The 14,914-nt window shown below is 67.4% G+C and carries 10 protein-coding genes and 1 tRNA gene; 8 read left to right on the top strand and 3 right to left on the bottom strand.

The window, feature by feature from the left end; translation table 11 throughout:
- Positions 1 to 72: 72 nt before the first annotated feature.
- Positions 73 to 2,004, bottom strand: coding sequence for an FAD/NAD(P)-binding protein (locus JCQ34_RS03310; protein ID WP_286401787.1), 1,932 nt, complete (start codon positions 2,002 to 2,004; stop codon positions 73 to 75).
- 83 nt (positions 2,005 to 2,087) lie between these two features.
- On the opposite strand from JCQ34_RS03310, the gene JCQ34_RS03305 reads away from it, so the two are divergent.
- The 4 genes from JCQ34_RS03305 (at position 2,088) to JCQ34_RS03290 (ending at position 6,788) form a co-directional block, all read left to right on the top strand.
- Positions 2,088 to 4,343 carry a prolyl oligopeptidase family serine peptidase gene (locus JCQ34_RS03305; RefSeq protein ID WP_286401784.1) on the top strand — a complete coding sequence of 752 codons (2,256 nt, stop codon included), beginning with the start codon at positions 2,088 to 2,090 and terminating at the stop codon, positions 4,341 to 4,343.
- A 5-nt stretch (positions 4,344 to 4,348) separates the two neighbouring features.
- Positions 4,349 to 4,879, top strand: coding sequence for a GNAT family N-acetyltransferase (locus tag JCQ34_RS03300; protein ID WP_286401782.1), 531 nt, complete (start codon positions 4,349 to 4,351; stop codon positions 4,877 to 4,879).
- A gap of 99 nt (positions 4,880 to 4,978) precedes the next feature.
- A tRNA-Ser gene (locus JCQ34_RS03295) sits at positions 4,979 to 5,067 on the top strand.
- A gap of 119 nt (positions 5,068 to 5,186) precedes the next feature.
- Positions 5,187 to 6,788, top strand: a complete 1,602-nt coding sequence (locus JCQ34_RS03290; protein ID WP_286401780.1) for an MFS transporter — start codon at positions 5,187 to 5,189, stop codon at positions 6,786 to 6,788.
- On the opposite strand, the gene JCQ34_RS03285 is transcribed toward JCQ34_RS03290, so the two are convergent.
- Entirely contained in the window at positions 6,712 to 8,913 is a 2,202-nt protein-coding gene (locus JCQ34_RS03285; protein ID WP_286401778.1) for a RecQ family ATP-dependent DNA helicase, read from the bottom strand. The genes JCQ34_RS03290 and JCQ34_RS03285 overlap by 77 nt on opposite strands.
- Positions 8,914 to 9,063: 150 nt before the next feature.
- On the opposite strand from JCQ34_RS03285, the gene JCQ34_RS03280 reads away from it, so the two are divergent.
- The 4 genes from JCQ34_RS03280 to JCQ34_RS03265 all read left to right on the top strand — a co-directional run bounded on the left by JCQ34_RS03280 (position 9,064) and on the right by JCQ34_RS03265 (position 12,751).
- Entirely contained in the window at positions 9,064 to 10,482 is a 1,419-nt protein-coding gene (locus tag JCQ34_RS03280; RefSeq protein WP_286401776.1) for a phosphomannomutase/phosphoglucomutase, read from the top strand.
- 6 nt (positions 10,483 to 10,488) lie between these two features.
- Complete coding sequence (locus JCQ34_RS03275) at positions 10,489 to 10,986, top strand: hypothetical protein (RefSeq protein ID WP_286401774.1); 498 nt, start codon at positions 10,489 to 10,491, stop codon at positions 10,984 to 10,986.
- 15 nt (positions 10,987 to 11,001) lie between these two features.
- Complete coding sequence (locus JCQ34_RS03270) at positions 11,002 to 11,451, top strand: RrF2 family transcriptional regulator (protein WP_286401772.1); 450 nt, start codon at positions 11,002 to 11,004, stop codon at positions 11,449 to 11,451.
- 139 nt (positions 11,452 to 11,590) lie between these two features.
- Positions 11,591 to 12,751: a globin domain-containing protein gene (locus JCQ34_RS03265; RefSeq protein ID WP_286404284.1), complete on the top strand. Its 1,161-nt coding sequence runs from the start codon at positions 11,591 to 11,593 to the stop codon at positions 12,749 to 12,751.
- Between the two features lie 138 nt (positions 12,752 to 12,889).
- Here the strand turns inward: JCQ34_RS03265 and JCQ34_RS03260 are convergent, their stop codons facing one another.
- Positions 12,890 to 14,722, bottom strand: a complete 1,833-nt coding sequence (locus tag JCQ34_RS03260) for a phosphoenolpyruvate carboxykinase (GTP) (RefSeq protein ID WP_286401770.1) — start codon at positions 14,720 to 14,722, stop codon at positions 12,890 to 12,892.
- Between the last annotated feature and the right edge of the window lie 192 nt (positions 14,723 to 14,914).

Genomic DNA, 14,914 nt, shown 5'->3' with positions numbered 1-14,914 from the left:
AACAGCAGATGCGCCATCACTTTTCGTTCCTATTCCGCCGGTTTAGGGACCAAAGTGATGGCGCATCGCCGTTTAAGCCCGGTTGAGAATGGCGGCCGCGATCTCGTCGGCGTCGCGGAGGGTGCGCTGGCCACTGCGGTATGTCGGGCTGGCCGCCTGGACCGACTCGGCGGCGATTGCCGTGCCCCACTGGGCGGAGGACAACTGCAGTCCCAGTACGTACAGGTTCTGCGTTACGGATCCGTTGGCGGCCACCGGTCGGTAGGGGTGGGGCTCCACGTCCAGGCCGGTGGACTGGATGGGGGCGCCTTCCGGTGTCATCATGAGCTTGGGGCGGACCAGCCCATCAGACAGCAACTGTTCCAGCACCGGGGAGTCGTTGGCTGAGACCCGGTTGCCGGGGGCCAGGGCTTCCACCATGGTCCGGGCGGTGGCGGGCGGGCCTGCAACCCAGGGCGAGGCCGCGGTGAATACCGCCGCTTTCCGGTCCACGCCGAACTTTGGGTCGGGGCCAACAAAGCTCACGACGCCGGCACGTGCCAGGGCGGCGAGCTGTTCGGCCCGCAGCGCCGGCGGCCCGCTGGCCAGGCCCTCAACGAAGGACTCGAACCAGCCACGCAGCCCGGCGACCCACGACTCATCGGTGATGCCGCCGTCGGCCACTGCTGTCTTCAGGACCGCCCGTCCGTGGTGCAGCGCCCCAATGGCCATCTTGACGGGGTCGTCCTCCCCCAGGGCCGAGCGGCGCGCATCGTCGAGCAGGAACTCCACCACTGCCGCGTCATGCTCACCGCGGGACGCGAACGAACGGCCTGCCAGCGGAGCCGTAAGTCCAGGCAGGTCCAGGCGGTGCCGGGGCCCAACGTGGATGGCGAGGACGCTCTCCACGCTGTCCTCCCAGTTGGCAGCGCTGTGCGCGTGCGGCTGCAGCGCCTCCTCCAGCGCGGCCAGGAACGCCGGCGCGTCGGGCACCGCCCCGGGCTGCGAGCGCACCAGCGTTGAGTAGTAGGCCCACAGGGCGTCCCGGTGCAGCAACGGCCAGAGGTCGTGGTCAAAGGACGGACGGATGCCGGTCCTGGCCAGCCGCCCGATCGCTGCCTCCGTGAGGTAGCGCAGCGTGATGGACGGGGCGTAATAGCCAGGTAGGGCCGCCTTGGCCCGGTACGGGGTCCCCCGCCGGGAGGCGGCGATGATTAGCGGTTCCTGGCCGGACGGTTCGTACTCCAGGCCGCTGCCGCTGGGAACGAACTTCCCGCCGCGGCCCTCGGTGAGCTGGCCCATGGTGTCAAAGAAGTTCAGGCCCATGCCACGGACCAGGACGGGTTCGCCGGCGGGGATCCGGGCCCAGTCGACGTCCGCGGGCACGGCTGGAGGAAAATACTGCAACCCCAGCTGCGCGGCTGATGCCTGCAGTTCGCGCTGTTCCGGGTTAAGGCGGGACGGAATGTGCCCCAGCGCCAGCACCACCGAGTCGGCGCGGAGGGTCGCTCCGGTGGCCAGGCCGACGTCGTACGTTCCGTCCCCCACGGGGCGCACCGACTGTGCGGACGTTTGGTGGAATTCGACCGTGACGCCGTCGGGCGCCTTGTCCAGCAGTTCCGCGAGGGTGCTGGACAGGTAGCGTCCGTAGAGGGCGCGGCTGGGGAAGTCAGTGGATTCCAGCACCGCCAGTTCCGCCAGTTCATCGGCCGTGAGGTCAGGCAGCGGGTCCCGCTGCTGCTTGGCCCGCCACTGATCGAACGTAGTGCCGGCAACCGGCGCGGGCAGGGCCGGATCCTGGGGAATCAGGGTGGGATAGAAGGACTGGGTGTTCATGAGGAACAACCGGGACTGCCCCGGCTGCCAGACATGCCCGGGACCGGCCGGGTAGGGGTCCACGACGTCGACGTGCAGCCGCAGGGAGCTTCCCGCGGCGGCAGCGTGGGCGAGCAGCCGCTCCAGCACGCTGGTGCCACGGGGGCCGCCACCGATGATGACGGCCCGGTTGCTCTGCGATAATTCCACGGATCCAGCGTACGGGCTGAAGACGGAGCCTGCGCCCACCGTGTGACTTGCCAGCCATGGGCGATGTTGTTTGGATGGGGCGCATGACCACCACAGCAGCTGATCAAGCGCCCTTTCCCGGTCCCGGCGGGGATACTTCCGGCACCGCACCCCGGGAGACCGCACCGGAACCCGTCGACGAAAACGTGTGGCTGGAGGACATCTACGGCGAAGAGCAGCTGGCCTGGGTCAAGGAGCAAAACTCCCGCACCGAGGACCTGCTGGAGGACGGCGGCTACGCCGAACTGGAAGCCGGCATCCTTGAAGTCCTGGATTCCACCGACCGGATCGCCATGGTGGGCAAGCGAGGCGACTGGTACTACAACTTCTGGAAGGATGGCCGGAACCCCAAAGGCCTCTGGCGGCGCACCACCTGGGACAGCTACTGCACCGACACCCCGGAATGGGATGTCCTGCTTGATGTGGATGAGCTGTCCCGCGCCGAAGGCGTGGAGTGGGTGTTCCACGGCGCAACCTTCCTGCGCCCAGCGGCCGGCGAGCCCTACCGGCTGGCGCTGCTGGCCCTCTCCCCCGATGGCGGCGACGCCAACCGCTACCGCGAGTTCGACGTCGAGGCACGCGGCTTCGTTGATCCGGACGAGGGCGGGTTTGACCTCCCCACTGCCAAGGGCAACGTGTCCTGGCTGGACGAGGACACGCTGCTGGTGGCCTCCACCGCGGACGGGCTGCCCAAGACCGCGTCCTCCTACGCCCGTACGGCAGTGACGCTCAAGCGCGGCGAATCCCTTGCCACAGCGCCGCGCCTTTTTGAGGTACCCGAAGACCACATGATGGCCGTAGCCGCGCACGACTCCACGCCCGGCTTTGAGCGGACCTTCGCCGTGGACTACATCGACTTCTTCAACCGCACCAACTTTGTGCTGCGGGACGGATCCTGGATGGCCATTGACGTCCCCACCGACGTCAACGTCAGCGCGCACCGGGAATGGCTGCTTTTCCGCCCGCAGCAGGACTGGGTGCTGGACGGCAACACCTACCCGTCCGGGTCCCTGCTGGCCGCCAGCTTCGAGGACTACCTCGGCGGCACCCGCCGGCTGACCGTCCTGTTCACCCCGGACGCCCACACCTCGCTGCAGTCCTGGAGCTGGACCCGGAACTTCCTGCTGCTCAACCTGCTCAAGGACGTTTCCTCAGAAATCCGGGTACTCGATCCGTCCCGGGCCAGCGGCACCGACGGTGGCTGGGCCGCCACTCCCCTGGACGCCTGCCCGCCGTTGCACGATGTCAACGCCTACGCCGTGGACGACGAGGATGAGGCACCGGCCGACGGCGGGGCCGGCGACGATTTTTGGCTCATCGCCACCGGCTTCACCACCCCCACCACGCTGATGCGCGGCACGCTGGAGCGGGACGGCGCTGATCAATCCGGCGTGGGGACGCGTGGCGTGGTGAGCCGGCACGCAACGGTCAAGAGTTCGCCGTCATTCTTTGCCGACGGTGACTATGAGGTGGAGCAGCACTTCGCCGTGTCCGACGACGGCACCCGGGTCCCGTACTTCCAGGTGGCGCCGCGGGGGCTGGCTTTGGACGGGCAGAACCCCACGCAGCTGTCCGGCTACGGCGGGTTTGAGGTTTCACGGACACCCGCTTACAGCGGCACCGTGGGCAGGGCGTGGCTGGAGCGGCGGACCACGCTGTCGGACGGAAGCGACGGGAAGGCCCCGCACTCGCGCGGCGGGGTCTACGTGGTGGCAAACATCCGCGGCGGCGGCGAGTACGGGCCGGCATGGCACCGCGCCGCGCTGAAGGAAAACCGGCACCGGGCCTATGAGGACTTCGCAGCCGTGGCCCGCGACCTCATTTCGCGCGGCGTCACCTCGCCCCGGCGGCTGGGCTGCGTGGGCGGCTCCAACGGCGGCCTGCTGGTGGGGAACATGCTCACCCGCTACCCGGAACTGTTCAGGGCCGTCTCCTGCGGGGTGCCCCTGCTTGACATGCGGCGCTACACCAAGCTTTCCGCCGGGCATTCATGGATTGCCGAGTACGGAGATCCTGATGTTCCCGAACAGTGGGAGTACATCAGGACGTTCTCGCCCTACCACCTGCTCAAGGACGCCGTGGAGTACCCGGAAACCTTCATCTGGACAGCCACCTCGGACGACCGCGTGGGTCCTGTCCAAGCGCGCAAAATGGCCGCCCGGATGCTGGCCATGGGGATCCCGAACGTGTGGTTCCACGAGGCCCTGGAAGGCGGCCATGCGGGCGCATCGGACAACCGGCAGGCCGCCGCGCTGCAGGCCCGCAGCCAGCATTTCCTGTGGAAGGCGCTGGCAGGCTGAACGCTTTGCATTCTGCCCTGACGGTCCGGCGGGCAGGCGCCGGCGACATTGAGCGGCTTTCCCAGGTGCATGTCCTCTGCTGGCAGGAAACGTACCGGGGGATGCTGTCCGACGCCTTCCTGGCTGCAGTGGATCCGGCGGGCCGGCTGCGGCTGTGGCGCCACCTGCTGGACCGCCCGGAGCCTGCCGAGGCCTGGGTGGCGTGCGACGGCGGGACAGTCGTTGGGTTCGCCGGCGCCCGCCGGTTGCCTGCCCCCGGTTCCCCGGAAGGCCACCCGCCGCCGTCGTCCGGAGACCTGGAACTCTGGGGCCTCTATCTACTGGCCTCACACCAGGGCCTTGGGCTGGGCGGCCGTTTGCTGGAGGCGGCCATCGGCACCAGCGCGGCGAGCCTGTGGGTGGCGGCCGGCAACAGCAGGGCCATCGGCTTCTACCGGCGTTTCGGCTTTGAACCCGACGGGGCCGAGGACGTCCTGGCTGACTGGGAGAACCTGCCCGAGATCCGCATGGTTCGCCCGGCCCAACATTTCCTGTAAGGGCAGCACGCCTGCAGTACCGGGCTCGGTCAATGGCGGGAACCGTTTTGCGCTGCATGGCCGGATCTGCGTATCCTTGGTGGGCTAGCAATAGCAATTGGAGACGTGCCAGAGCGGCCGAATGGACTTCACTGCTAATGAAGGGTCGGGGTTAAACTCGACCGGGGGTTCAAATCCCCCCGTCTCCGCGTTTGGCCCCGGTCCTCGGACCGGGGCCTTTTGCGTTAACCGGCACTTTCCGGGAACGCGCTGTCCAGCACACGGACGTGCAGGGCGCCAGTTGATGCCGCGGTGGCAGGATTAGCCCATGGCGGCACGCAGCAACCCACAGCAGCCGGACGGCACCCGTTCAGGATGGAACCCTCGCCTGGCGCTCCTGGTGGCGGCGACCTTCTTCATGGAATTCCTGGACGGCACGGTCCTCACTACTGCCATTCCCAGCATCGCGGCGGACTTCGCCATCCCCGCTGCCGACGTCAACATCACCATGACGGCCTACCTCCTGACAGTGGCTGTTGGAATTCCGATCAGCGGCTGGCTGGCTGAACGGTTCGGTGCCAGGCGGATCTTCTGTGCCGCCATCGCCGTGTTCACCGTCGCTTCGCTGGCCTGCGCCCTGAGCCAGGACCTGGCCACGCTGACCCTGAGCCGCATCGCCCAAGGAGCCGGCGGGGCCATGATGGTCCCGGTGGGAACCCTGGTGGTCCTGCGCGGTACCCCGAAGTCCGAGCTGCTTCGGGCCACCGCATTCCTGGTGTGGCCGGGGCTCCTCGCACCGGTCCTTGCGCCGCTGGTGGGCGGCGCGCTCACCACCTACCTGTCATGGCACTGGATCTTCCTGGTGAACCTCCCCCTCGGCGCAGCAGCGTTTGCCGCTGCCCTGCGCCTGGTTCCGGTAACGCCGGGAGATCCCGGCCGACGGCTGGACTGGACCGGCATGGCGCTGACCACCGTCGGGGTGGGTGCCTTGGTGGCCGGCCTGGAGCTGGCCAGCAGCCATCCGGAGCTGCCCTGGGCCGGAATCAGCGCGCTGGCCGGAGCCGCAGCACTAACCGCCGCCGTGCTCTGGATGCGCCGGGCCCCCCACCCCCTGTTCAATCTCCAGGTTTTCCACGCCCGGACGTTCCGGGCCATGGCCACCGGCGGGTTCATGTACCGGGTGACCATCAGCTCGGTCCCGTTCCTGCTGCCGCTGATGTTCCAGACGGGGTTCGGCTGGTCACCGCTGCAGGCTGGTGCCATGGTGGCAGCGGTATTCGTCGGAAACATCGGGATCAAGCCCGCCACCACCCCGCTGATCCGGAAGTTCGGGTTCAAGGCAATGCTGGTGTTCGCTTCCGTGGCATCAGCCATCACCTTCGCCCTCTGCGCCTTCCTGACGGCGGAGACTCCGGAAGCACTGATGTTCGTACTGCTGGTATGCAGCGGCGCCTTCCGCTCCATCGGCTTTTCGGCGTACGCGTCGGTCCAGTACGCGGACATCCCGCCGGCACAACTCACGTCCGCCAATACGGTTTCAGCCACGATCGTGCAATTGGGCACCGGTTCGGGCATCGCCCTCGCAGCCCTGCTCATCCGAACCTTCAACGGCCCGGCGCTGGTCCCACAGGATCCGGCCGGGCCCTTCCGTGGCGCGTTCCTGGCAATGGCCGTCCTGATGCTCGCCAGCACGGCGGACAGCCTGCTGCTCCCCCGGCACGCCGGGGCGGCAGTGAGCCAGCGGGACCAGTCCCCCAAACCCGGTACCGGCGCAGACGGGGCCGCGCAGCCAACCGCCTCCGGCACCGACGCCGTGTCCAAGCCTGCCCAAGCCGGCAGCACCCAGCCCGCGGTCAGCCTGCCTGCGCCAGAACCAGGGGAAGCACCGCACCCGCCCCGGCCTGCCGGAGGGCGCGCCCCGCGACGGTAAGGGTCCACCGGCTGTCGGCAAGGTCATCGATCAGCATCACGCTCTGGCCCTGGACCGACTGCAGGGCTGCGCCAAGTTCAGGACCCACCACCAACCGGTCCCAAACCCCTGCCAGCCTGTAGGCGCTGTTGCCGCCGCGGCCGCCGGTAGGCCCACCGTGCGCCAACTGCAGCTCGCCCAGGTAGGGGATGCGCCCAATATCGGAGATTCCCCGGGCCAGTGAGCCCACCAGCTGCGGCTTGCTCCGCGACGGGACACCAATAATGGCGGCAGGCCGGCCCGCCCCACTCCAACCCGGGTTCCGGCTGTCCCCGGTTCCCCATTCCCGCAGGACCTGCACACATGCCTGGAGCATCGCAGGGTCCACCGGCCGGTCCTCCGCACCGGCGGCAAACAGCTCCCGCAGGGCACCGCCCCACCCAAGATCCGTCAGCCGGGCCAGGACGCGTCCCTCCGCCAGGCCTTCGCCCGGCTTGAGTTTGCCTTTCACCGGAACTCCCAAACGGTCCATGCCGCTGGGCCACTGCAGCCGCGGTTCCAGGACGCCTCCTGCCCTGCTCAAGGTCTGGCCTGCCGCCGCTGTAGCGTCCGCGGCAACGTCTGCCGGGAACCAGCGGCCCGCACAGTTGTCACAGCGGCCGCAGGGACGGGCTGTCTCGTCATCCAGGACGGAGGTGATGTATTCCATCCGGCAGCCTGCGGTGTCCTGATAGATCACCATGGAGTCCTGCTCGTCCACGCGGGCCTCGGCGATGCGGCTGTACCGCTCCGCGTCGTAAACCCACGGCTGGCCCGTGGACCGCCAGCCTCCGCCGACCCGTTCAACAGCGCCGTCCACTGACAGTACCTTCAGCAGCAGATCCAGCGGCGTGCGGCGAAGGTCCACCCTGGCCTCCAGGGCCACCGTTGACAGCGCGGTACCGGCCTCGGCCAGCGCCGTCAGCACGGCCGCTGCCTTCTCCTCCGACGGCATGGACGCGGTGGCGAAGTATTGCCAGATTTCCCGGTCCTCGGAGCCTGGCAGCAGCAGGACATCGGCGTTGGCAGCGCCACGGCCGGCGCGGCCCACCTGCTGGTAGTACGCCACCGGCGAGGACGGCGCGCCGAGGTGGACGACGAAGCCAAGGTCCGGCTTGTCGAAGCCCATGCCGAGGGCGGAAGTGGCCACCAGCGCCTTGACCTGGTTGTCCTTCAACAGCTGCTCTGCCCGTTCCCGGTCCGCCGGATCGGTCCGCCCGGTATAGGCAAGCACATTGTGTCCTGCCTCGGACAGCAGCCTGGCGGTGTCCTCCGCAGCGGAAACGGTCAGGGTGTAGATGATGCCGCTGCCGGGAAGATCGGCCAGGTGGGTCAGCAGCCATCCCAGGCGCGCCTTGGAGTCCGGCAGCGACAGGACCCCCAGCCGCAGCGAGTCACGGCCCAGGGAGCCGCGGATGGTCAGGACCCCCGCACCGAGCTGCTCTTCGATATCGTGCACCACCCGGGAGTTGGCCGTGGCGGTGGTGGCCAGGACCGGCACCGAATCCGGCAGCCGCGTGATGAGGTCCGCGATGCGGCGGTAATCGGGACGGAAGTCGTGGCCCCAGTCGGAAATGCAGTGGGCCTCGTCGATGACCAGCAGCCCGGTGCGGCGGAGGAGTTCGGGCAACTGGGTCTCCCGGAATGCCGGGTTGGTGAGCCGTTCCGGGGAGACCAGGAGGACATCAACCTCATCGGCGGCCAGCTGCTCGCGGACGGTATCCCACTCCAACTGGTTGGCGGAGTTGATGGCCACGGCGCGAACCCCCGCCCGGGCGGCAGCGGCCACCTGGTCGCGCATCAGGGCAAGCAGGGGCGAAACGATCAGGGTGGGCCCGGCTCCGCGGCGCCGCAGCAGGAGGGACGCCACGAAGTACACGGCTGACTTGCCCCAGCCGGTGCGCTGGACCACCAAAGCTCGCCGCCCGCCGTCGACCAATGCCTCGATGGCCTCGAACTGGCCCTCGTGGAAGACGGCGCCCGGGTTGCCCACCAGCCCGCGAAGCACCTCAAGCGCCTCGGCATGCGTGGCGGTCCCGGGCGCGTCCGGACCTGCCGTGGCAACTGCGGCGGCGGAAACTGGGGAAGCGTACTGGTTATTGGCCATTGATTCAGTATCCCAGCACCCTCCGACACCCCGCACAGCGTCGCGCCGCCATGTGGAAACGGGCCCGGCACCCGCTACAAAGCAGAGCTGTTACGCAAGTTCTGCCAAAGTCCCCTTGGCCACATGCGCCGCACACGTAAGATAAAGCCCGTGACTAGCGAACAGACAACGACATTTGATCTCTCGGCCTCCTTCAAGGCCTACGACGTCCGTGGGATCGTAGGCGAGTCGATCACCGCCGAAATCGTCGAAGCCGTGGGTGCCGCGTTCGTGGATGTCCTGCAGCTTGAGGGCGAGACCATCGTGGTGGGCGGCGACATGCGCCCCTCCTCCCCCGAGTTCACCAAGGCCTTCGCCAACGGAGCGGCAAGGCGCGGTGCCAACGTTGAGCTGCTGGACCTGATCTCCACGGACGAACTGTACTTCGCCTGCGGTTTCCTCAACCGCGCCGGGGCAACCTTCACCGCCAGTCACAACCCTGCCGAGTACAACGGCATCAAGATGGCCAAGGCAGGCGCCGTGCCCATCTCCTCCGAAACGGGCCTCAAGGACATCCAGGCGCTCGCCGAGCAGTACCTGAACTCCCGGTCCATTCCGGCTGCCGGCACCAAGGGCCTCATCAGCGTGCGCGACGTGCTGAAGGACTACTCCGAGTACCTCCGCAAGCTCGTTGACCTCTCCGCCTCCCGTCCCCTGAAAGTAGTGGTGGACGCAGGCAACGGCATGGCCGGGCTGACCACGCCGGCGGTCCTGGGCGACGCACTGCTGCCCAAGCTGCCTTTCGACATCGTCCCGCTGTACTTCGAACTGGACGGTTCCTTCCCCAACCACCCGGCCAACCCGCTGGAGCCGGAAAACCTCCGCGACCTGCAGGCCGCAGTGATTGAGCACGGAGCGGACATCGGCCTGGCGTTCGACGGCGACGCCGACCGCTGCTTCGTCATCGATGAAAAGGGCGAGCCCGTGTCGCCGTCGGCCATTACCGGCATGGTGGCCCGCCGCGAAATTGCCCGGGCCAAGGCCCAGGGCGAGGAAACGCCCAGCATCATCCACAACCTGCTCACCTCCCGCGCCGTCGCGGAACTGGTGGAGCACGACGGCGGCCGCGCGGTCCGCACGCGCGTGGGCCACTCCTTCATCAAGGCAGTCATGGCCAAGGAAGGTGCCGTGTTTGGCGGCGAGCACTCCGCGCACTTCTACTTCCGCGACTTCTGGAACGCGGACACCGGCATGCTGGCCGCCATGCACGTCCTGGCGGCCCTCGGCGAGCAGGAGGGCCCGCTTTCCGACCTGGCCCGCGAGTACGAGCCCTACGTCAGCTCCGGCGAGATCAACTCCGAGGTGGAGGACAAGCCGGCAGCGGTGGAGCGCGTGCGCCAGGCCTTCGCGGACGAGGACCTCACTATCGACACGCTGGACGGCAGCACGTTCACGGCCAGCGACGGCAGCTACTGGTTCAACCTGCGCCCGTCCAACACCGAACCGTTCCTGCGGCTCAACGCCGAGGCCACGGACCGGGCCACCATGGAACGCATCCGCGACCGCGTCCTCTCCCTGGTGCGGGCCTAGGACCGGATGACCGACAACACGGGGCAGGCAGCGGACGGCAACGGCGGGCAGGACAGCTGGCGCGATTCCGTCTCCGAAGCCACGGCAACTGACCTGGAGAATCTCCTGGGCACAGGCGTCAGCGCGGCCCAGGAGCAGCTCCAGCGCAATGGCGGCTTCCTGCCCTTCGCACTGACAGTCCAGAACGACGGCGAGGTGCGGCTGGTTGCCGTCTCCCCGGCGGATGCCGGGGAAGGCACGGACGGGGACTTCGACGCCGACGCCATGATCGGCGACCTGCAGGCACTCCTGCGCCAGAACCGTGACGACTTCCGTGCGGCGGCCGTGGTCTGCGACATCCTCCTGGTGGAGGAGGATTCGGACGCCATCCACGTCGCCGCCGAACACCGGGACGGCTCCCTCTTCGCAGCCGTGCTGCCTTACTCCGCCAACGCCACCACCCAGTCCTGGGAATTCGGCGAGCTGGGCGCGGACGCCAGCGAGCCCACTATCTGGGTGGACTAGACCGGAACTGCAGCCATGAAGATCAATGCCTTTGCTGACGTCAGCCTGCGCGCGCTCATGGTGCTCGCGGCCGTACCCGACGGAACGCTGCTCACGACCCAGAGCATCGCGGACTCGGTGGGGACGCCCTACAACCACGTCAGCAAGGCCATGGCCAAGCTGCGCAGCATGGGCCTGATCGAGGTGGTCCGCGGCCGCTCCGGAGGTTCACGGCTCAGTCATGCGGGGCGGATCGCAACAGTAGGCCAGATCCTCCGGCAACTCGATAGCCGCACTGATCCCGCGGACTGCGTGTCTCCCGCCGGAAACTGCCCCCTCATCAACGAGTGCCGGCTGCGCGGCGCCTTGGCCCGCGCACGCGAGGCCTTCTACGCCGAGCTCGATTCGGTGGTCATCGGGGACCTTCCGCAGGCCCGCCAGATGGCACCCGTTTTCCAGATGATCGGCCTCCGCGCCGGGCTCTAGCCTCCCCATATCCGGTCGCTCGCTATCAGTTTGGTTCAAACTTCTACAAGGTGTAGAAATGAGGCAGAAATACTCGTATTTCAAATATGAGTTTTCCTCCGGCCGGACGAAGGCCCCGGCCATAACCTCAGGAGTACAGATGCTCTCGGACAAGTCCCGCCCCGTCATCGAGGCCACCCTGCCACTGGTCGGCTCCCGGATCGGATCCATCACTCCCAACTTCTACGCCCGCCTTTTCGCGGCGCACCCAGAACTGATGGATGGCTTGTTCAGCCGCTCGAACCAGCGCTCCGGCAACCAGCAGCAGGCCCTCGCCGGCAGCATCGCTGCCTTCGCCACCCACCTGGTGAACAACCCGGGCACCCTGCCCGAAACCGTCCTGTCGCGCATCGCCCACCGCCACGCCTCCCTGGGCATCACCGAACCGCAGTACCAGGTGGTCTACGAGCACCTCTTCGCAGCCATCGCCGAGGACCTGGCCGAGGTCATCACCCCCGAGATCGCCGAAGCCTGGACCGAGGTGTACTGGCTCATGGCAGACGCCCTGATCAAGCTCGAGAAGGGCCTCTACGCTGCACAGGCCAACGATAAGATGTGGACTCCCTGGCGCGTGGCCGCGAAGACTCCCGCGGGAACCGGGTCCATGACCTTCACCCTGGAGCCCGCGGACGACACCCCCGTCACCCCGGCCCTTCCCGGCCAGTACGTCAGCGTCAAGGTCGCCGTTGCAGACGGGCTGCGCCAGGTCCGGCAGTACTCCCTCTCCGGCGACGCCGGCACCAGCCGCACCTTTACTACCAAGCTGGACGACGGCGGCGAGGTCTCACCCGTGCTGCACAACACCGTCCAGGTGGGCGACGTCGTCGAGATTTCCAACCCTTACGGCGAAATCACGCTCAAGGAGGGCGACGGCCCGGTGGTCCTGGCCTCTGCAGGCATCGGCTGCACCCCCACCGCTTCCATCCTCCGTTTCCTTGCCGAGTCCGGATCCGACCGGCAGGTCCTGGTGCTCCATGCCGAAAGCACACTGGATAGCTGGGCCCTGCGCAGCCAGATGACGGACGACGTGGAACGCCTCGACGGCGCCGAACTGCAGCTCTGGCTGGAAAAGCCGGTGGACGGGGCCAAGGAGGGCTTCATGTCCCTGCGCGAGGTCGACCTGCCCGCGAACGCCTCCCTCTACCTGTGCGGTCCGCTGCCGTTCATGAAGAACATCCGCAATGAGGCCATCAACGCCGGCATCCCCGCCACCCGGATCCACTACGAGGTCTTCGGTCCGGACATCTGGCTCGCCAGCTGAGTCCCCACCGCCTCCCTGACTTCGCTTCGCTCAGCCAGGGAACCCACGGCGGCGGAGGCCCCTGTTGGAGAACGGCGACGGCCCCGCACCTTTTCGCAAAGGTGCGGGGCCGTCGTCGTATGGAAGGTCGGGCGGCTGCTAGTGCCTGGACATCCGGTCCTTCAGGGAATCGAGCTCGGAGCGCAGGGCATCCGGCAGCGAGTCGCCGAACTTGGCGTACCACTCCTCAATGGAGGCGAGCTCCGCATCCCACTCTTCGCGGTCGACGCGGACGGCGTCTTCAACGTGGGCGTGGGTCAAGTCCAGGCCGGTGACGTCCAGCGCGTGCCCGGCGGGGACGTATCCGATGGGGGTCTCGACGGCGTCGGCCTTGCCCTCGATGCGTTCGATGGCCCACTTGAGGACGCGGGCGTTGTCGCCGAAGCCGGGCCAGGCGAAGCCGCCGTCAGCTGTGCGGCGGAACCAGTTCACTAGGAAGATGTGGGGCAGGCGTTCCGGGTTGGCCTTGCCGGAGACGCTGATCCAGTGCTTCAGGTAGTCGCCGGCGTCATAGCCGATGAACGGCAGCATGGCCATGGGGTCCCGGCGGAGCACGCCCACCTGGCCCGCGGCCGCGGCCGTGGTCTCGGAGGACAGCGTGGAGCCCATGAAGATGCCGTTGGTCCAGCTGCGGGCCTGGGTGACCAGCGGAACGGTGGTCTTGCGGCGTCCGCCGAAGAGGATGGCGGAAAGCTCCACGCCTTCCGGGCTGTAGTACTCCTCGGCAAGCATGTCGATCTGCGCGATCGGCGTGCAGAACCGGGAGTTCGGGTGAGCAGCCGGCTTGTCCGAATCAGGGGTCCAGGAATTGCCCTGCCAGTCGGTCAGGTGCGCCGGAACCTCGTCCGTCATTCCTTCCCACCACACGCCGCCATCGTCGGTCAGGGCGACGTTGGTGAAGATGCTGTGGCCCTTGGCGATGGCGCGCATGGCGTTGGGGTTGGTGCCCCAGCCGGTGCCGGGGGCAACGCCGAAGAGGCCCGCTTCCGGGTTGGTGGCGCGGAGTTCGCCTTCCTTGCCGATCCGCATCCAGGTGATGTCATCGCCCAGGGTCTCCACTTCCCAGCCTTCGATGGTGGGATCGAGCAGCGCGAGGTTGGTCTTGCCGCAGGCGGAGGGGAAGGCGGCGGAAACGTAGTAATTCTTCTTTTCCGGCGAGGTCAGCTTGAGGATGAGCATGTGCTCGGCCAGCCAGCCCTCGTCACGGGCCATCACCGAGGCGATGCGCAGCGCGTAGCACTTCTTTCCCAGCAGGGCGTTTCCGCCGTAGCCGGAGCCGAAGGACCAGATGGAGCGCTCTTCGGGGAAGTGGACGATCCACTTGTCCGGGTTGCAGGGCCATGCGACGTCGTCCTGGCCGGGCTCGAGGGGCGCGCCCAGGGAGTGCAGTGCCGGGACGAAGAAGGCGTTGGTCTCGGTGATCTTGTCCAGCACCGCGGTACCGATGTTGGCCATGATGCGCATGGAGGCAACCACGTAGGCGCTGTCGGTGATTTCGACGCCAAACTTGGGGTCCTCGGCGTCGAGGTGGCCCATGACGAACGGGATGACGTACATGGTGCGGCCGCGCATGGAGCCGGCGAACAGGCCACGCAGCTTGTCCTTCATCTCCCGCGGATCCATCCAGTTGTTGGTGAAGCCGGCGTCGCGCTTGTTTTCGGAGCAGATGAACGTCTGCTCCTCGACGCGGGCAACGTCAGCGGGATCCGAGAACGCGGCGAAGGAGTTCGGGAACAGGTCCGGGTTGAGCCTGGTCAGGGTGCCGGCAGCAACGAGCTCGTCCGTGAGGCGGGTGTTTTCCTCTTCGGAGCCGTCAACCCAGTAGATGCGGTCCGGCTGCGTAAGCTCAGCAACCTCTTCGACCCATGCCAGCAGGCCGGCATGTGTGGTGGGTGCTTTCTCAAGCAGCGGCTTCTGCGCCAGATCGCCCATTGCAGTTCCCTTCCTCGGGTTCATCGGTGTGTCCTAAATGCTATGGTCCGGACCAGTGGAGTTTTTGGGGAGCTTGACTGACATTTCCGGTCACCAAAAGTGAATTCCGCGGGAAATCAAGGAATTATTGCCGCGAAAAGACGAATTAAGTGACAAAGGTCACCTAGACCGGTCTAGTCGCGCAGATTACAG

Origin of the sequence: Pseudarthrobacter defluvii (assembly GCF_030323865.1) — a bacterium.
GTDB classification, from domain to species: domain Bacteria; phylum Actinomycetota; class Actinomycetes; order Actinomycetales; family Micrococcaceae; genus Arthrobacter; species Arthrobacter sedimenti.
This window is presented reverse-complemented; position numbering and strand designations above follow the sequence as displayed.

Bases quoted from the DNA above. Each gene is read 5' to 3' on its own strand.
- JCQ34_RS03290 (WP_286401780.1), top strand. From the start codon at position 5,187: ATGGCGGCACGCAGCAACCCACAGCAGCCGGACGGCACCCGTTCAGGA.
- JCQ34_RS03275 (WP_286401774.1), top strand. From the start codon at position 10,489: ATGACCGACAACACGGGGCAGGCAGCGGACGGCAACGGCGGGCAGGAC.
- JCQ34_RS03305 (WP_286401784.1), top strand. From the start codon at position 2,088: ATGACCACCACAGCAGCTGATCAAGCGCCCTTTCCCGGTCCCGGCGGG.
- JCQ34_RS03260 (WP_286401770.1), bottom strand. From the start codon at position 14,722: ATGGGCGATCTGGCGCAGAAGCCGCTGCTTGAGAAAGCACCCACCACA.
- JCQ34_RS03285 (WP_286401778.1), bottom strand. From the start codon at position 8,913: ATGGCCAATAACCAGTACGCTTCCCCAGTTTCCGCCGCCGCAGTTGCC.
- JCQ34_RS03270 (WP_286401772.1), top strand. From the start codon at position 11,002: ATGAAGATCAATGCCTTTGCTGACGTCAGCCTGCGCGCGCTCATGGTG.
- JCQ34_RS03265 (WP_286404284.1), top strand. From the start codon at position 11,591: ATGCTCTCGGACAAGTCCCGCCCCGTCATCGAGGCCACCCTGCCACTG.